Below are 17,047 nucleotides of genomic sequence, written 5' to 3' on the forward strand. Positions count from 1 at the left end.
CCCGCTGACCGGTGCTCAGCCCCTCGCCCCACCGTCAGGAGCGTGTGAGCCGGGCCGCGAGATAGGGGGCGGTGGCGCTGCGGCGGGCCCTCGCCACCTTGGCCGGCGGGCCCGCCGCGACCACCCGCCCGCCCGCGTCGCCGCCGCCCGGCCCGAGGTCGATGACCCAGTCGGCGGTGGCGATCGTGTCCAGGTCGTGCTCGACGAGGACGACCGTGTTGCCGGCGTCGACGAGCCGGTGCAGCTGTCGCAGCAGCAGCGCGATGTCCGAGGGGTGCAGCCCCGCCGTCGGCTCGTCGAGCAGGTAGAGCGCGTGCCCGCGGCGGGCGCGCTGCAGTTCGGTGGCCAGCTTGATGCGTTGCGCCTCACCACCGCTGAGTTCCGTCGCGGGCTGCCCCAGCCGCAGGTACCCCAGTCCCACCTCGCGCAGCGTCTCCAGACTGCGGGAGGCGGCCGGGACGGCGGACAGGAACGTGGCGGCGGAGTCGACGGACAGTGCCAGCACTTCCGCGATGTTCTTGCCGCGGTAGGTGACTTCCAGCGTTTCGGCGTTGTACCGGGCGCCCTGGCAGGTCGGGCACGGCGCGTAGGTGCCGGGCAGGAACAGCAGCTCCACCGCGACGAATCCCTCGCCCTGGCAGGTCTCGCACCGCCCTTCGGGCACGTTGAAGGAGAACCGCCCGGCCGAGTAGCCGCGCGCCCTGGCCTCGTCCGTCGCCGCGTACAGCTTGCGCACCGCGTCGAACATCCCCGTGTACGTGGCCAGGTTGGACCGGGGAGTCCGGCCGATGGGCCGTTGGTCGACCAGGACCAGCCGGTCGAACGACTCGACCCCCGACGCGTCCTGGACGTCGACCTCCAGCCGCGCCTCGTCGGGCTCCTCGGGTGCGAGTCCGAGGTGGCCGCGGACGACCTCGGCGAGCACCTGCGTCACCAGCGTCGACTTTCCGGAACCGGACACGCCCGTCACCGCCGTCAGTACGCAGAGCGGCACCTCGACGGACACGTCGCGCAGATTGTGGCGGGAGACGCCGCGCAGGCGCAGCCGGCCGTGCGGGGTGCGCGGGCGGTGATCGAGCGGCTGGGCCCGCCCGAACAGGTACTGGCTCGTGGCCGACTCACCCACCCGCTCGAGACCGGCGACCGGGCCGCTGTACAGCACGCGCCCGCCGCCCTCGCCCGCGCCGGGACCGATGTCCACCACCCAGTCCGCCCGCCGTACGACGTCCATGTCGTGTTCCACGACGAACAGCGAGTTGCCCGCCGCCTTGAGGCGGTCCAGCACGTCCAGCAGCGGTTCCGCGTCAGCCGGGTGCAGGCCCGCGGAGGGTTCGTCGAGGACGTAGACGACGCCGAACAGCCCCGAGCGCAGCTGGGTGGCGATCCGCAGACGTTGCGCCTCGCCGGGCGACAGGGTCGTCGAACGGCGCCCGAGGCCGAGATATCCGAGGCCCAGGTCGAGGAGTACGTCGACCCGCGCGACCAGATCGCCGCAGAGCCGGACCGCGACCTCGGTCGTCTCCCCGGATCGGGCGGTCGACGTGGTGGCGTCGGCCTCGGACCGCCCCGCGACGGGCCGCAGCAGCCCCACGACCTCGGTGAGCGGCATCGCGTTGATCTCGGCGATGGACCGTCCGGCGAAGGTCACGGCGAGCGCCTCGGGCCGCAGTCCGCTGCCGTGGCACTCGGGGCAGGGCACGCTCCTGACGAACCGGAGCGCCCGTTCGCGCATCTTCTCGCTCTTGGAGTCGGCGAGGACGTGCATGACGTGCTTGCGGGCACTCCAGAACTTGCCCTGGTAGCCGTAGTCGACGCGGTCCTCCTCCGGCTCGATGTACACGGAGGGCTGCTCGTCCGTGTACAGCAGCCAGTCCCGGTCCTTCTTCCTGAGCCTGCGCCACGGCCGGTCGATGTCGATCCCCAGGCCGTTCACGACACTGCGCAGGTTGGCGCCCTGCCAGGCGCCCGGCCAGGCGGCGATCGCCCCCTCGCGGATGCTCAGCGAGGGGTCCGGGACGAGCAGGTCCTCGGCGACGTCGTGCACGACGCCCAGTCCGTGGCACTCCGGGCAGGCGCCGGCCGCGGTGTTGGGCGAGAACGACTCGGCCTCCAGCCGGGCGGCCCCGGGCGGATAGGTGCCGGCGCGGGAGTACAGCATGCGCAGCAGATTGGACAGCGTGGTGAGGGTGCCGACCGTCGAGCGCGAGCTGGGCGACCCGCGTCGCTGCTGCAGGGCCACGGCCGGCGGCAGTCCGGTGATCTCCTGCACGTGCGGCGCGCCGACCTGGTGCAACAGCCTGCGGGCGTACGGCGCCACGGACTCGAAGTAGCGCCGCTGGGCCTCCGCGTACAGCGTGCCGAACGCGAGCGAGGACTTGCCCGAACCGGAGACGCCGGTGAAGGCGACCATCGCGTCCCGCGGAACGTCGACATCGATGTTCCGCAGGTTGTTCTCACTGGCGCCCCGGACATGCACGAAGAGGTCGTTCGCGTCCTTGTCCACCGTTCCTGACTACCCGATCGCGCCGGGAACCGCGCGGCGGGCGCCGTCATCGGGCCCGCTCGCACGAGCGTCCGGAGCATCCTGGTTTGAGCCGCTCCCGGGGAACATTCGGGGGCGCTCGTCCGTTGACGTGAGTGTGGGCGTGAAGGGAACAGTGTCCCCGGGCCTCACTTTTTGCCCATGAGGACGATCGTTCGGCTGAAGCCTCATGGAGCCTCCGCCGCGAGGCGACCGCCCTTCGCGCCCACTCTCGATCGGCCCCGGCTGGGGATCCCCCGAACCAGTCGGGGCCTTCGCCTGCCCTCCTGCCGGCGCCCGACCGTATCGCCCGCACCCGCCGGCAGGGGCCCGCGTGTCACGCGGCGCCGCCCATGCCTCGGGGGCATCCTGTAGGCACGGGCGGTCGCGGGGGCAGCCGACGAGAAGGGGGCATGCGGGTGTCGTCTCAGGGCGTTACGGTGGTGGCTCTCCTGGCGGATCCGGACGCGCCCACGGAGATCGCGCAGCGTATGGCCCGGCTCCTTCCCGCCCGGCTCGCCGACAGGTCGGGCCAGGGACGACGGTTCGAGGTCGAGGTGGTGAGTGAGCCCTTCACCGCGGGGACCGAGGACCCGCCCACCTTGATGCGCCGGATCATGGACCGCGGAAGAGCGGAGGGTTGGGACATCGTCGTGGCCCTCACCGACCTTCCGCTGCACTCGCAGGGGCTCAAGCTCGTCGTGGATCTGAGTCACGAACACGGGTTGGCCCTGCTGTCTCTTCCCACGCTGGGGGGCCTGCGGCTGCAGACGAGGGCCCGGCGGGCCGTGGAAGAAACCGTGCTCAGTCTGGCGGGACGGCGGGCCGCCGAGGAGGAGGGACCACCGCGGAGCCGGCCGTCGCCGGCTTCCTTCGTCAGCCGTCTCGCGCCTGTTCACCCGGGCCGGATCGGTGAGGAGGAGGCCGCTGATGTGCGGTACGTCGTCAGCGGGCCGCGCGGTTACCTGCGGGTGCTCGTCGGCATGGTCCGCGCCAACCGGCCGTGGCGCCTGGTGCCGGGCTTGTCGAAAGCCCTGGCGGCCGCACTCGCCACGGGAGCAGTCGCCACCGTGAACTCCACCATCTGGAACCTGGCCGAGTCCCTGAGCGTTCCGCGCCTCGTGATCGCCACGGTCGGGTCTGTCGTGCTCATGATCGGTTGGCTGATCGTGGACGCGCAGCTGTGGCATCGGACCGCGGAGCGCTCTCCCGAGGCGAGGCAAAGGGCGAGGCTCTACAACGCCTCGACGATCGTGACCGTGGGTATCGGGGTGCTCGTCTGCTACGCGGGGCTGATCGTCATCAACTTGGCGTGGGCCCTGTTCATCCTCAACGGCCAGGTGTTCGCCTCGACGACGGGAACCCCGCTTCGCGCGGCGGAGTACTGGACGTTGTCCTGGTTCGTCGCTTCGGTCGCGACGGTGGGCGGGGCGCTGGGATCGGGCCTGGAGAGCGACGAGGCGATCCGGGCAGCCGCCTACTCCAAGCGCGAACAGGAACGCCGCCGCATGCTCCAGGTCGACGACGGCGACTAGCCGGGGACCCGCGCCGGAGATGCGCCGGCGGTCGGTCGTCGTCCCCGTACGAAGACGCAGCTGATCGATCGGTGCGTGCTGTTTCGCGCCCAGGGCCGACGGGGACTCGGACGGCACGCCGCCGGAGCGCAGAAGCCCCGCCGGGCAGGCGACGGCGGCCACCGTTCCACCTGAACCGGGTGAACGGCCCACAGAGGCAGGCCGGAGTCATGGACCCCGTCGCACCGACTCGCGGGAGTCAGGCTCGGCACGCCGTCCCCATCGCACCCGTGCTGCGGCCGTGCCGCGGCGCCGAAGGAAGCGATCATGAAAGCAGCGGTATACGAAGGACCGCGAACGGTCACGGTGAAGGATGTGCCGGACGCGAAGATAGAACACCCTTGCGACATCGTCGTGAGGATCACCACTACCAACATCTGCGGCTCGGACCTGCACATGTACGAGGGCCGTACCTCGTTCGAGTCCGGCCGCACCCTGGGACACGAAAACATGGGCCAGGTCGTGGAGGTCGGCTCGGCCGTCCGCAAGGTCCAGGTCGGCGAGTACGTGGTCCTGCCCTTCAACATCGCCTGCGGCTTCTGCAAGCAGTGCGAGCAAGGTCTGACCAACTACTGCCTGACCATGCAGCCGGAACCGGCCCTCGCCGGAGCCGCCTACGGATTCGCCGACATGGGCCCCTACCAGGGCGGCCAGGCGGAACTCCTGCGCGTGCCCTACGGCGACTTCAACGCCCTGCGTCTGGGTGAGGACGCCGCCGAGCGGGAGACCGACTACGTGATGCTCGCCGACATCTTCCCCACCGGCTATCACGCCACCGAGATGGCCCACGTCAAACCGGGTGACCAGACGATCGTCTTCGGGGCCGGTCCCGTCGGGCTGATGGCGGCCTACTCCGCCCTCCTCAAGGGCGCCGGGCGCGTGTGGGTGGCGGACCATCAGGCCGACCGGCTGCGCAAGGCGGAGGAGATCGGGGCCATCCCGATCAACACCGCCGAGCAGAACCCGGCGGAGGTCGTCAAGGAGGCCACCCTCGGTCTGGGCGCCGACAACGGCTGTGAGTGCGTCGGATACCAGGCACACGATCCCGAGGGTCACGAGGACGCCAGCCTCACGCTCAACGGGCTGATCGACTCGGTCAGGTTCACGGGCGACATCGGGGTGGTGGGCGTGTTCCTGCCCCAGGACCCCGGCGGCGCGGAGGCCCAGGGCGAGCTGGAGGCGCAGGGCAAGGTCCCGATCGACTTCGGCATGATGTGGTTCAAGGGCCAGCGCATGGGCACCGGGCAGGCACCGGTGAAGCGGTACAACCGGGCGCTGCGGGATCTGATCGCCGGCGAGAAGGCGAAGCCGAGCTTCCTCGTCTCCCACGAACTCAGCCTGGACGAGGCCCCCACCGCCTACGAGCACTTCGACGCCCGTGACGAGGGCTGGACCAAGGTGGTCCTACATCCGAACGGACACGGGAACGGCCACAAGCGGTAAGGGGCCCGGGCCGCCGTCCGCCTGTTCATCCCGGCCCGGTCCGGATCGGGATGAACGGGAGGCGGTCCGCCCGCCCTGCGGCCGGGGCTGCGGGCGATCGCCCGCGCTCCGGCCGCACTTGAACCAACGGCCATTGTCCGCGCTCCGGCCCGGCAGGACGGACGGCGGACGCTCAGCAGGCGTCCGCCGGTGCCGGCACCCCGTCCAGCTACTGCGGCCGCCGGCCTGGTCGCGGGCCGTGTGGAGGCTTCCTTGCCCGACGGCTGCCCCACCTCGACCAGACCGGAGCGACCCGGCGGGACGCTCCGGCCGGGCTCACACCCGTGACATGGCTGCGGGCCTTCGGCGAAGTCGTGCGATCCGGTCTCACGATCGAGGAGACGCGGCTGGAGCCCCTGCTCGCGTTGCGCACGGCCGTCGGGGTGGCGGTCGTCGTCGGGCCCGCGCTGTGGCTGGTCTCCCCCGCGTATGCCGCGTCCGCCGCCCTCGGCGCCTACTCCGCGGGTGGGGCCACCTTCCAGCGCACCTGGCGTCCGCGCAAGGTGATCGCGCTCGGCGCGGGCGCGGGCCTGGCGCTCAGCACCTTCGTGGGCTACCTGGCCGCCGGACGACTCGTGACGTTCCTCCCGCTGCTGGCCGTCTGGGCCTTCGCCGCGGGAATGGCGTGGGCCGTCGGCTCGACCGCCGGGATCGTCGCGGCGACGACGGTCGGCAGCATGCTGGTGACCGTCACCCTGCCCACGAGCGTCGGGCGAGCCCTGGAGCACGCCGGAGTCATCGCGCTCGGGGGCGTGACGCAGGCCGTGCTGATCCTGCTGTTCCCGATCCGGCGTTGGGGAGCGCATCGTGACGCGCTCGCCGACGCCCTGGCCGCCGTCGCGGACTACGCCCGCCGGTTGCGGCACGACCCGACCGCCCCGTTCGACCCGGAGCCGCTGATGACGGCCCGGGACGCGGCCGCCGTGACGCCTTCACAGGCCCGCACCCGTCCCTCCGTCCTCCACGGCCCCCGGGGGCTCGCCGAGCGCATCCGGCCGGTCGTCGCCGCGCTCGCCGACCCGGACGTGGGCGCCCCGGCGGAGGGGCCCGGGCGGGACCGCGCGCGGGAGTTGCTGGACGCGGCCGCCGACGTCCTGGATGCGGCCGCCCGTGCGATCCGCCGCGGCGCTCCCGCCGAGGTACGGCCCGGGAGCGCGGACGTCCTGCGCGTCGACGAGGAGCACGAGGTGCTGGAGGGGCCCGCGCGGCAGGCCGCCGAGCGGCTCGTGGACCTGCTCGGCGAGGCGCTGGAGATCGCCCGCTGCGGCGACGCGCGCGAGAGGACGCCCACGCCGCCCGGCCCCGCGGGCGCCCGGTTCCTGATGCGGCCGACCATGCTCCGGCTGGTCCCGGTCGTCGCCCGGGCGGTCCGCCGTGAGCTCCGGCGGGACTCGCCCGTGTTCCGGCACGCCGTCCGCCTGGCGGCGGTGGCCACACTCGGCTACCTGATCGCCGCCCGGCTCCCCCTGGGCCACGGCTACTGGGCGCCCATCGCCTCGGTGATGGTGATGCGGCCGGACTTCCACCGGACGTACGCGCGTGCGGTGGCCCGTCTCGCCGGGACCCTGGCGGGCGTCGTGCTCGCCACCGGGGTGGTGCGGGCCCTGGGCCCGGACGCCCATGTGTTCGGCGCGCTGACCGTGGTCTCGGCGGGCCTGTCGTACACGCTGATCCGCACCGGCTACGCCTACTCCCAGTGCTTCACCGCCGCATACGTCGTCTTCCTGCTCGGCATGGGCGGCCAGGCACTGGAGCAGACGGTCCCGGAGCGGGTGGTGCTCACCCTGCTCGGCGGGGCCCTGGCCATGCTGGCCTACGTGGTGTTCCCCGCGTGGGAGACGCCCCGGCTGGCGGGCCGGCTCGCGGACTGGCTCGCCGCCAACGGCCGCTACGCGGCCGCGGTGCTCCGCGACTACGGCGAACCGACCCGGGAGCACCACGCCGACATGCGCAGGGCACTGCTGGCGAGCAGGGAGGCACGTGCCGCCTGGCAGGAGGCGTACGACCGGGCACGGCAGGAACCGGTCCGCCCCCGGGGTCTGACGTCGCGCGAGGCGGAGGAGGCGCAGGAGGCGCTCAAGCGGCTCGGCCGGGCGGCGATGCTCATGGAGAGCCACGTCCCGCCGGCCGACAGCCGGGTCGTCCCCGAGGCGGAGCGGTTCGCCGAAGCCCTCGAGGCGGACACCGCGCGGGCGGCGGCGGACGTGCGCGAGCACAGGAACCCGGACTGGGGGCGCGTGGGGGAGGCGTTCCACGCGTGGGAGGGCGCCGCCGGGGACCGGAGCCCGGTCGTGCGACGCGAGGCGGAACTGCAGAAACGGGCCCTGGAAGAGCTCGCGACGGCCGTGAGCCGCACGCCCCTGGAACGGGACGTCGGCTCCGCGCGCGAGGAGCAGCGGGTGCGGGCGGCCGTGGCGGCGGAAGGCGACGGCTCAGAACCCGCGCACCGGGGCGGGTGACGAAGACGGCCCGGGCCCGTCCGAGGCGCGCTCCGCGTGCCACCGGCAGTCCGCGGCCCTTGCCCGCCTCGTCGTGCGTGATCAGGTGGACGTCGAGGTCGGGCCCGAGTCCAGGACCACCGTGGCGCCGACGCCGGGTCCGAAGGCGTACTGCCCGCCTCTGCGACGCGACACGCCCAGGACGGTCTGGGTGGCGTTCACCCCGCGTGCGAAGTCCGGCAGCGCCATGGGGATGTCGTCTCCGACGTTCCGCGCTCGATCCGGCGGTGGGCTTCGGAGACCATGGCGTGGGTCCTGCCGGCGCCGGGCGCCGCGCCGAGGCGGATCCGGAGCTTTCCGTGTGCCGTGTCATCCCTCGAAGTCATCCCTCGAAGCGGTAGCCCATGCCGGGTTCGGTGATCAGATGGCGGGGGTGGGAGGGGTCCGCCTCCAGTTTGCGTCGCAACTGGGCCATGGAGACCCGCAGATAGTTGGTCTTGCCGCTCTGCGAGACGCCCCAGACCTCCCGCAGGAGGTGCTGCTGCGTGATCAGTCGTCCCGGGCTGGTCACCAGGATCTCCAACAGGTGCCATCCCGTCGGAGTCAGCCGTATGTCCTGTCCGCCCCGTACGACTTTCCTGGCGAACAGGTCGATGCTGAAGTCTGCGGTCTCGACCCGCGTGGTCTCCGGGACGAGAGGAGTTTCCCCGGTGCGGCGGACGGCGGCGCGCAGCCGGGCGAGGAGTTCGTTCATGTCGAACGGCTTGGTGACGTAGTCGTCGGCGCCGACGTCGAGCGCGGCGACCCTCTCGTCGGACCCCTGCCGGGCGGACAGGACCAGGATGGGCACCCGGGTCAAGCCGCGCAGGGCTTTGATGACGTCGATGCCGTCCATGTCGGGCAGGCCGAGGTCCAGTATCACCACGTCGGGCCGGAGGGCGGCGGCCAGCCGCAGGGCCGTGGCCCCGTCGGGCGCGGCGTCGACGCCGTACGCGCGTGCCTGCAGATTGATCACGAGGGCCCGCGCGAGCTGCGGGTCGTCCTCCACCACCAACACCCTGGACATGGGTGCGTGCCCTTCCTGTCGTGCGTCGGGCCGGACGGCGCCGGACGCGAGGCGACCGAGGTGATGGCGACGGGAGCCGACGGATCCGGGTGGCTCCCGGCCGCCGACTCCCGCACATGTCGCCTCATCCCGTCAACGCTCTGCCACAAGGTCCTTGAGCGCGATGTTGAGTCCGAGGACGTTCACCCGGGGCTCGCCCATGAAGCCGAGCGTGCGGCCCCGGGTGTGTTCCCGGACCAGCTTCTCGACCCGGGCGACCGGGAGGCCGTTCCTCTCGGCGATCCGGTGGACCTGGATCTCCGCGTACGCCGGGGAGATGTCCGGGTCCAGGCCGGAGCCGGAGGACGTGACCGCGTCGGCGGGCACCTCGGACGCCTTGACCGTGTAGCCGGGCACCGAGTTGTCCTTGACGACGGCCGCCCTGGCGTCCTTCACCTCCTGGATCAGACCCTTGTCGTCGGCGGATAGGTTGGTCGCGCCGGACAGCAGCAGCTCGTACCGGGTGTTGACGCTGTTGCTGCCGAGCCCGTGGGCCGGACGGCCCTGGAACCACTTCAGGTCCGGGTCCGGGGTCTCCTGCCCCTTCTTCGGCGGCAGGTTGTACGGCTGTCCGATCAGGGACGAGCCGACGACCTTGCCGTCCGCCTTGACCTCGGAGCCGTTCGCCTTGTCGTGGAACAGCGCCTGGGCCACACCCGTGACGACGAGCGGATAGACGACGCCGGTCACCAGGGTCAGCACGAGGAGCGCCCGCAGGCCCGCCCCGAGCAACCGGACGGTGTTCATGACGGAGTTGTTCATGGCGATCAGCCGATCCCGGGGATGAGGGAGATGAGCAGGTCGATGATCTTGATGCCGACGAAGGGGGCGATCAGGCCGCCGACGCCGTAGATCGTCAGGTTGCGCCGCAGCATCCTGTCGGCGCTCACCGGCCGGTACCGCACGCCCTTCAGAGAGAGCGGGACCAGCGCGATGATGATCAGCGCGTTGAAGATGACGGCGGACAGGATCGCGGAGTCCGGCGAGGTCAGGCTCATGATGTTGAGCTTGTCCAGGCCCGGGTAGACGGCCGCGAACAGGGCCGGGATGATCGCGAAGTACTTGGCGACGTCGTTGGCGATCGAGAAGGTCGTCAAAGCGCCCCGGGTGATGAGGAGTTGCTTGCCGATCTCGACGATCTCGATGAGCTTGGTCGGGTTGGAGTCGAGGTCGACCATGTTGCCGGCCTCTTTCGCGGCCGACGTGCCCGTGATCATGACGGTCTTGATGCCCATGCGGCGCAGCTCGTCGAACCGCTCCCGCATGCCGTCCTTGACGACGTCCTTGAGGTGGATGACGCCCAGCACGCGGGCGCCCCCGTCGTCCTCGACCGCGACGAGCAGCGGGGTGCCGCCGGCCTCGGCGATGCGGTCGGCGAGCGTGCCGGCGTCCTTGGAGACGGCGCCGCCCTGTTCCTCGACCCAGGCGATGACCGAGCCGGCCGCGCCCTTGCGGATCCTGCGGCCGCCGACGTCCACGCCCGACATGCGGGTCTGGGCGGTGAAGGCGACCCACCCGGCACCGGCGACTTCGCCCTGGTGACGCTCACGCAGCCCGCACTTCTCCTTCGCCAGGACGACGATGGAGCGGCCCTCGGGGGTCTCGTCGGCCAGCGAGGAGAGCTGGGCGGCGTCGGCGACCTGGGCCTCCGTCGTCCCGCTCACCGGCACGAACACGACTTCGGACCGGGCCACTGCCTTTCCGGAGTTCGTCAACGCTCACGTCGTCGGCGCAGCATACGGAGGGTGTCTGCCCATCGGCGTTGCCGGGGCGCCCTCTTGCAGGACCGCGAAAATGATATCGAGGGCTTGCTGCGGGAGAGTGTCACCAGTAGCGGGGTGTCGTGTCGCGCCACTCCGGGTTCACGGCACCGCTGTGCAGCCAGATCTCGCCGTCGTCGTCGGTCCAGCCCTCGTAGGTGAGGTGTCCGTGGAAGGTGTGGTCCGCGCCGACCGCCGCGGTCACGTCCCGCAGTCGGCTGTCGACCTCCGCACGCGCGACACCCCGGTCCCTCACCCGTAGATACTTGATGGCCCGTGGCCGGCCCTGGTCGTCGGTTCCTGCGTCGTCGTCCGGAACGAACACCCAAGGCGCCTGGGGATCGGCCTCCGCGGGTTGGGGACCGACCGCTCCACGCGGTGCGGTGTTGAGCTTGTCCTGGAACGCGTCCTGATCGGTGAGGCCCCACAACTTCGTCACCGGGACCGGAGGGCGCAGCTCAATCGTCCCCCAGACGCTGTAGTCGCCGCTTCTTCCTTGCTCGTTGTCCACGCTTGCTCCTTTGCGGAATCGTTCACCCCCATGTTATCGTCAGAAAGACGATAAAGGCAACGGTGGAGCTACTGTCAACGGCCGCCCATCTTTGGGTCCGGACTCAACGGGGTCTCCATGCCAAAGGAGTTGATCAACTTGTCGGCTGTGAACAGTGAGCCCGTACCCGGCTGCGAGGTCCATACGACGCCGCCGGAGCTGGCCACGGAGCTGGCCGTACTGACCGATGTCGACTGGCGGAAGGTCTGGCCGGGAGCGGGGGGAGGCTACGAACCCGACCCCGCGTGGCTCGCCCAGTTCGACTGGAAGGTCGTCGACTTCCAGTGGCGCAGCAATGACTGGGGCCCGATCACCGTACAGACGCGCACGGGCAAGCGGCACGACCTGTCGACCACGACGTCCCATTCGATGGAGTACGCCTACGCCTCCCACCGGCTGTGGACGGGCAGTGCCCCTGACAAGCGCGAAGAAGTACACGACAGGGAAGCTGCCGAAGCGGCCGCGGCATGGGAAGAATACGTGGCATCCGCTCAGGGAGTTCTCGGCCCGCCGACCTGGTCGGGTGCCTGGGACAGCGCGGGCTTCCCCGTCAGCTTCGGCAGCAGGGGCGGAACATCTGACCGCGAGTACAACCCCCACCGGCTTGCCGTATGGAATCCGCAGGGTCCCGGGTCTGCAGTGATCGTCCTCAAGACCTTCAGGTACCTGCATGGCGGGCAGTTCATCGAACTGCGACTGCACGACCCGGCTCTCATCGTGCTGGACGACACCGACGCGGAAGTGGAGAAGAAGGTCCGTGCTGTCAGCTCACGGGGAGAAGCACCAGGGGCCCCGCGGATCTACGGCGACCCGGAACCGGAAGACAAACCCGACACGACCCCGGAGGACGTGTCCGCACAGCTCGAAGCGGTTTCCACCTGGGACTGGGACGCGATCTTCGGCCCTCACGACTGGAACCGGGCGTTCGCCTCGGCCGGAGAACTGGAAGCATGGGCCCGGCGACTCGGCTGGACCATATCCGGTAGCGACAGCTCAGGCTGCGTCTCAGCCACCACGAAGGAGGGCCACTCCGTGTGGCTGCCTCCGGTACTTCGGTACCCGGCACGTGTGAACTGGCTGGAGTCCAAACTCTGGAGGATCTCCTCCAAGCCTTCCTCGTCCTTCCACAGGAATGTGCTCGAGCCTGCCGAAACACTCTGGACGGAGTGCATCGCAGGCGCTCGGCAGATCCTGGGCGAACCCGGATACTGCGGCGCCCCCGACGGGCCGGGCTTCCCCAAGAGGTGGCAGAGCTGGCGCGAAGAGAACCTGGGCTTCAAGATTCACACCCGTTGGCTGGCGCTCTGGCCGTCGCCAGGCGAACCCGCGCCGGCCATCGGGCTGTTCATGCAAAGCGGATTTCTGGAGCGCGGCTTGGGGCGCGAAGCCGCACAGCTTGATCTGCGCATCTGGCGTCCTGCCGCTCCCCGCGGCATCTGACCACCCTGGCTGCGCCTGGCGCGCAGCTGAAACCCAGGCCGACGGACACGGCTTGACGATGCTGCCGAAGATGCTTCCGCCATCCGAGAGTGACTTCGTGTTCCTCATCCGGAAGGACAGCCCACCAGGACAGGCCGTGTCTCCGGCTTCCGCGGTACCCACCAATGGGGGGCGACGGTGACGGGCCGTTCGAGGGAAGATGCGCGAGTTGCGACTCACGGTGAGAAGGAGACCCCGATCGTGCCGCAGGACGACACAAAGTCCCCTCTGTAACCGACGGTTGTGCTGCCCCGACGGCGTCCGCTATGACCCCGGGCCGCCGTCCTCGTTCTGCACGGTGGCAAGGAGACGAGCGACAGCCCCGCCAGTCCCCGGCAGCTGGCCGCCCTGCGGATGGGCCCCATCCACTGCTTTTCCGGAGTTCGTCAACGCTCACGCCGTCGGCGCAGCATGCGGAGGGTGTCTGTCCATCGGCGTTGCCGGGGCGCGGGGGGCAGCCGTGGGGGCGGAGGGATCGTGGGTGGGGCTGGCGGTCAAAGAGTGATCAGCAGGATGAGAAGAACCGTCAATGTGCCTGATGTGAGCACCGTGCCCACCACGGTGAACACCACGTAGAACGACTTCGAGTCCCAGCCCCGGATCTCGAAGCGACGGGGATTGTTCTCGTCATAGAGGACCGTGACCGAATTGCCGACGCCGAAGCCGTGGAGGATCGTGCCGCGGCCGAACGTGGAAGGGTACGTGCACTCCCGGCCGGCCCGGGTTGTCCAGGCTACGACCGGGTGGTGGTACTTGGCTCCGTCGTCGTCTCGCCTGGTGTCGTGGCGGACGACTCGCCCTACGGCGGTGATACCCGTGCGGCGAAGCGCGGCGGCGCGGCGGAGTCCGTACACGCCGGCGCAGAGGAAGCTCACGCCGATCACCAGAGGTATGAGCGAGAAGAGCCATTCGCGGTTCATGTCGTGTCCGACGCGTGAGTGGCGGCATCGGTTGCCCGAGACAGGAGTGCTGTCCGCCCCCGGTGACCTGCGGGCCCGTACGTGTCGACGGTCGTAGGGCCGCTCTCGGGCGGCAGAGCGGCGCTGGTAGGTGCACGCCGATGACGGTATGGATCTGGCCAGTTCGCCGTGGCGTTAGGGCATCCGGGGCTGGGCGGGGTGGGGTCCGGGACGGTGTCGGTGCGTGACCTGGCCGGTGGAGGTCGGCCGAGCAAGGCTGGAGCGGGAGCGGCCTGGGGTGAGCATCGCCGTGGGCAGTGCCGCGGCCGGCCACAGCACGACGCCGACAGCGGTGAGGGTGAGCCCCGAGAGGCTGGCGTGGTGACTGGTGAGCAGGACGACGGCGGTGTGGAGGATGCCGGCGGTCGTGGCGAGGTCGGCGTGCCAGGCACTCCGGTGAAGGCTGTGCTCGACCAGGCGGCGCACGCCGCTGGCGAAGGCGAGCAGCGCGGGGCCACCGAGGACTGCGATGGCCAGGGCGCTCCCCCACACCAGGACGGCGAGCGCCATTCCGCCGGTCAGGAGCAGGGTGGTCAGCAGGCAGGCCGTGGTGATCCTCAGTTGCGCTCCGGGACCGTCTGCTCCAGTGCCTGGCCGCCCATGCCGAGCAGGAAGACGACGTATGCGGCGGTGAAGCACTGGGAGTAGGCGTAGCCGGTGCGGGTGGTGCGGTAGCGGGGACAGGATTTGAACCTGCGACCTCTGGGTTATGAGCCCAGCGAGCTACCGAGCTGCTCCACCCCGCGTCGATGAGACCACTCTACACAGTGATCTTCGCGGGCGGGGCGGTGCCGTACGGCCGTCAGCTGCGGACGATGTTCTCGGCCTGGGGGCCCTTCTGCCCCTGGGTCACGTCGAACGTGACCGCGTCGCCCTCCGCCAGCTCGCGGTAGCCGCTGCCGGCGATGTTGGAGTAATGGGCGAAGACGTCCGGGCCGCCGCCCTCCTGGGCGATGAAACCGAAGCCCTTTTCCGAGTTGAACCACTTCACGGTGCCGCTGGCCATACTGCGTGTCCTTCGATCTTGCCGAGGAATCCCGGCTGGTCTGGAGTCGGAGCCCTCCGTCGAGGGAGAGCACCCGGCGTCCGTTCTACCCCGTCGGCGCCGCAACTATCCGGGCGCCGCGCAGTGATCGCGTGACGCGGTGCGTCCGTAAGTCAGGGCGCGGTCCTGGAGTGCTCACGGCACGGCTGGGGGCTACTTGCCCTTCGCGGCTTCCTTGAGCTTGGAGCCTGCCGAGACCTTCACGCTGTATCCAGCTGCGATTTCGAGCGGCTCGCCCGTCTGGGGATTGCGGGCCGTACGGGCGGCGCGGTGGGTGCGCTCGAAAGTCAGGAAGCCGGGGATGGTGACCTTCTCATCGCCCTTGGCGACGACGTCGCCGACGGTCTCTGCGAGGGCGGCCAGAACGGCGTCGGCGTCCTTGCGGGTCACCTCGGCGCGCTCGGCGAGGGCTGCGATCAGCTCACTGCGGTTCATGGTGGTACTCCGTGATCCTGGGATTGTCACGCCGCTGCGCGGTCGGGACGTGGGCGGCGCCATCCTGTCACCTGGGACTGACAAGGCTGGCCCCGGCGCCAGCGAGCTCCACGCTCGATAGAAGATGACGCTCGTCGCAGAGGCTGACACCTGCGCCGCCTCGGGACGCGCCGAGCCGCTGACCGGCGGATGCCTGGTCCGCGACGGCGCATCGCTCTGTCCGGCAGGTTCCGCCGGTGCTCACTGGGCGCGACCAGGTCACAACCGTAGGTCGATGGCCAATGCCGCGTTGGTGGTCGTCAGCCGTACAACCACTGCTCCCAGGCTTCCGGGCCGGTCAAGGCGGTGGCGGGGATGCCCAGTTCCGTCAACACACCGGGGTACACGCGCTCGTAGGCCGTGTTGTAGGCGCTGGCGAGGGTGGCGTCGCCCAGCAACCACGGCGCGGGGGCGTGGTCGAGGTCGAGCACGGCGAAGGCGCCTTCATAGCGGATGCGGCCGCGGAGGAGGCCGCGCTCAAGCAGGGTGTGCCAGCCGCGCCCGACGCGCTCGATCTCGGGCATGCCCTTGGCGGTGTCAATGACGGAAGCGACGTCGAACCGGCGGGGTGGGATGCGGGCATAGAGCTTTGCGATGATCCAGGGCAAGCCCAAGATCCGAAAAAGGTGGGTGCGATGGGCGCCGCCGGTGGAGACGTTGTAGAGCGGTCCGGCCGGTCCGTTGATGACGCTGAGGGAGATTGCGGGCTTCTCGGCAAGGTGGTGGCGAAGGAACGCAGCGAGCTCCTCGGGCTTGGTGGTGAGCAGTTGGCGGGCGGCGCGGGGTATCCAGATGGGGCCGCGAGACGCCTCGGACCGGTCGAAGTCGCCCCAGACCTTATCTATGGCGTGCACGATGACGTCGGCACGGACCCAGGCGGCGCTCTCGCTGTATGCCCAGTAGCGCTCCCGCTGGCGGTTGTAGACATTGAAGTACGGCGACTGCGGCGCACTGACCTGGAGCTGGGCGGTGGCCGCGCCCACCCGATCGCTGATCTCGTACTCGGGCCACGCCCGCTGGAGTTGGGTGACCGCGGCGACGGTGGCGTCGAGCGCGACGCGGTCGGCATCGAAAGCACGCAGGACATGCACCCGACCGATGCCAGGTGGGTCACTCTCCGCGGCGGGGACTTCTGGCCGTTCACCATGCAAGGTCAGGGCGATCTGCGGGCGATGGCGGCTGGTGGCCTCGAACGACTGCAGGGCCTGCCCAACGGCGTCGGGTGTGGCGCTCCATCCGCGCACCCGAAGACCGTCGTCGCGGTGCGCGGTCAGGCTGCCGTCGCTGTTCCACGTCCCAGACCAGGTACCGCCCGGCCGGTCGAGGTGCGCGGGCCGGCGCGCGAGGTCGGGTTCAAGCCGCTGAAGGCCGCTGCTGACCATCTCCACGACCGAATGGAACTCCGGCACCAGGAGCTGGGCCCCCGAGGGAGACCAGGCCCGCGACCCGCTCCCGCCCGGCACTCCGCCGACGAACCACACCCGGGTGGACCTCGCCCGAGGCTACGGTCTGCAACTCCACGTCTGCCCGGTGTCCGCGGATCATCCGCACCTCGAACTCATCCAGTGAGAGGCGGCGCGCGAGTGATCGTCCGCGCCAGGTCCACTGCCCTACGGGGCGTCGACGCAACGATCACCGTGCGCAGCCTGCGGCCCGGCGC

Annotated in this window: 13 protein-coding genes, 1 tRNA gene and 3 pseudogenes; 4 read left to right on the plus strand and 13 right to left on the minus strand. The window is 70.6% G+C overall.

Going from position 1 to position 17,047, the window contains the following annotated elements:
* Positions 1-34: 34 nt before the first annotated feature.
* Positions 35-2,503, minus strand: coding sequence for an excinuclease ABC subunit UvrA (uvrA, locus tag Sri02f_RS27015; RefSeq protein ID WP_109003925.1), 2,469 nt, complete (start codon positions 2,501-2,503; stop codon positions 35-37).
* Between the two features lie 431 nt (positions 2,504-2,934).
* Between uvrA and Sri02f_RS27020 the strand changes: the two genes are divergently transcribed.
* The 3 genes from Sri02f_RS27020 (at position 2,935) to Sri02f_RS27030 (ending at position 8,036) form a co-directional block, all read left to right on the plus strand.
* Positions 2,935-4,056, plus strand: coding sequence for a hypothetical protein (locus Sri02f_RS27020; RefSeq protein WP_174855712.1), 1,122 nt, complete (start codon positions 2,935-2,937; stop codon positions 4,054-4,056).
* A gap of 306 nt (positions 4,057-4,362) precedes the next feature.
* Positions 4,363-5,538: a glutathione-independent formaldehyde dehydrogenase gene (locus tag Sri02f_RS27025; protein ID WP_109003926.1), complete on the plus strand. Its 1,176-nt coding sequence runs from the start codon at positions 4,363-4,365 to the stop codon at positions 5,536-5,538.
* Positions 5,539-5,861: 323 nt separating this feature from the next.
* Positions 5,862-8,036, plus strand: a complete 2,175-nt coding sequence (locus Sri02f_RS27030) for an FUSC family protein (RefSeq protein WP_109003927.1) — start codon at positions 5,862-5,864, stop codon at positions 8,034-8,036.
* Positions 8,037-8,040: 4 nt separating this feature from the next.
* On the opposite strand, the pseudogene Sri02f_RS27035 reads toward Sri02f_RS27030, so the two are convergent.
* The 5 genes and pseudogenes from Sri02f_RS27035 to Sri02f_RS27060 all read right to left on the minus strand — a co-directional run.
* A pseudogene (locus Sri02f_RS27035) lies at positions 8,041-8,282 on the minus strand (adenine nucleotide alpha hydrolase family protein); the annotation flags it as partial.
* 115 nt (positions 8,283-8,397) lie between these two features.
* Positions 8,398-9,081 (minus strand): response regulator, encoded by a 684-nt coding sequence (locus Sri02f_RS27045; RefSeq protein WP_109003929.1) that lies wholly within the window; start codon positions 9,079-9,081, stop codon positions 8,398-8,400.
* A 132-nt stretch (positions 9,082-9,213) separates the two neighbouring features.
* Entirely contained in the window at positions 9,214-9,882 is a 669-nt protein-coding gene (locus Sri02f_RS27050) for a potassium-transporting ATPase subunit C (RefSeq protein ID WP_109003930.1), read from the minus strand.
* 5 nt (positions 9,883-9,887) lie between these two features.
* Positions 9,888-10,808: pseudogene (locus Sri02f_RS27055) on the minus strand (potassium-transporting ATPase subunit B); the annotation flags it as partial.
* 136 nt (positions 10,809-10,944) lie between these two features.
* Positions 10,945-11,391 carry a hypothetical protein gene (locus tag Sri02f_RS27060; RefSeq protein WP_109003931.1) on the minus strand — a complete coding sequence of 149 codons (447 nt, stop codon included), beginning with the start codon at positions 11,389-11,391 and terminating at the stop codon, positions 10,945-10,947.
* A gap of 117 nt (positions 11,392-11,508) precedes the next feature.
* Here Sri02f_RS27060 and Sri02f_RS27065 point away from each other — a divergent pair, with 117 nt between their 5' ends.
* The gene (locus Sri02f_RS27065) at positions 11,509-12,870 is read left to right on the plus strand and encodes a hypothetical protein (RefSeq protein WP_245970819.1); all 1,362 of its coding nucleotides are present in this window, start codon (positions 11,509-11,511) and stop codon (positions 12,868-12,870) included.
* Positions 12,871-13,403: 533 nt separating this feature from the next.
* On the opposite strand, the gene Sri02f_RS27075 is transcribed toward Sri02f_RS27065, so the two are convergent.
* The 7 genes and pseudogenes from Sri02f_RS27075 to Sri02f_RS27100 form a co-directional block, all read right to left on the minus strand.
* Positions 13,404-13,829, minus strand: a complete 426-nt coding sequence (locus Sri02f_RS27075; RefSeq protein WP_109003932.1) for a DUF3592 domain-containing protein — start codon at positions 13,827-13,829, stop codon at positions 13,404-13,406.
* Between the two features lie 174 nt (positions 13,830-14,003).
* Complete coding sequence (locus Sri02f_RS27080) at positions 14,004-14,378, minus strand: hypothetical protein (RefSeq protein ID WP_109003933.1); 375 nt, start codon at positions 14,376-14,378, stop codon at positions 14,004-14,006.
* Between the two features lie 53 nt (positions 14,379-14,431).
* Positions 14,432-14,542: pseudogene (locus Sri02f_RS44360) on the minus strand (FUSC family protein); the annotation flags it as partial.
* A tRNA-Met gene (locus tag Sri02f_RS27085) sits at positions 14,541-14,614 on the minus strand. The gene Sri02f_RS27085 and the pseudogene Sri02f_RS44360, both read right to left, overlap by 2 nt.
* Positions 14,615-14,670: 56 nt before the next feature.
* Complete coding sequence (locus Sri02f_RS27090) at positions 14,671-14,874, minus strand: cold-shock protein (RefSeq protein ID WP_060880712.1); 204 nt, start codon at positions 14,872-14,874, stop codon at positions 14,671-14,673.
* Between the two features lie 192 nt (positions 14,875-15,066).
* Complete coding sequence (locus tag Sri02f_RS27095) at positions 15,067-15,348, minus strand: HU family DNA-binding protein (RefSeq protein ID WP_060880711.1); 282 nt, start codon at positions 15,346-15,348, stop codon at positions 15,067-15,069.
* A 299-nt stretch (positions 15,349-15,647) separates the two neighbouring features.
* The gene (locus tag Sri02f_RS27100; protein WP_159106786.1) at positions 15,648-16,775 is read right to left on the minus strand and encodes a hypothetical protein; all 1,128 of its coding nucleotides are present in this window, start codon (positions 16,773-16,775) and stop codon (positions 15,648-15,650) included.
* Between the last annotated feature and the right edge of the window lie 272 nt (positions 16,776-17,047).

The sequence above is a fragment of the Streptomyces rishiriensis genome (assembly GCF_003112535.1).
Lineage (GTDB): Bacteria > Actinomycetota > Actinomycetes > Streptomycetales > Streptomycetaceae > Streptomyces > Streptomyces rishiriensis.

What these genes read in the sequence shown, in the direction of transcription:
- Sri02f_RS27020 (WP_174855712.1), top strand. Translation starts at nt 2,935, where the DNA reads ATGCGGGTGTCGTCTCAGGGCGTTACGGTGGTGGCTCTCCTGGCGGAT.
- Sri02f_RS27025 (WP_109003926.1), top strand. Translation starts at nt 4,363, where the DNA reads ATGAAAGCAGCGGTATACGAAGGACCGCGAACGGTCACGGTGAAGGAT.
- Sri02f_RS27045 (WP_109003929.1), bottom strand. Translation starts at nt 9,081, where the DNA reads ATGTCCAGGGTGTTGGTGGTGGAGGACGACCCGCAGCTCGCGCGGGCC.
- Sri02f_RS27050 (WP_109003930.1), bottom strand. Translation starts at nt 9,882, where the DNA reads ATGAACAACTCCGTCATGAACACCGTCCGGTTGCTCGGGGCGGGCCTG.
- Sri02f_RS27065 (WP_245970819.1), top strand. Translation starts at nt 11,509, where the DNA reads ATGCCAAAGGAGTTGATCAACTTGTCGGCTGTGAACAGTGAGCCCGTA.
- Sri02f_RS27075 (WP_109003932.1), bottom strand. Translation starts at nt 13,829, where the DNA reads ATGAACCGCGAATGGCTCTTCTCGCTCATACCTCTGGTGATCGGCGTG.
- Sri02f_RS27080 (WP_109003933.1), bottom strand. Translation starts at nt 14,378, where the DNA reads ATGGCGCTCGCCGTCCTGGTGTGGGGGAGCGCCCTGGCCATCGCAGTC.
- Sri02f_RS27090 (WP_060880712.1), bottom strand. Translation starts at nt 14,874, where the DNA reads ATGGCCAGCGGCACCGTGAAGTGGTTCAACTCGGAAAAGGGCTTCGGT.
- Sri02f_RS27095 (WP_060880711.1), bottom strand. Translation starts at nt 15,348, where the DNA reads ATGAACCGCAGTGAGCTGATCGCAGCCCTCGCCGAGCGCGCCGAGGTG.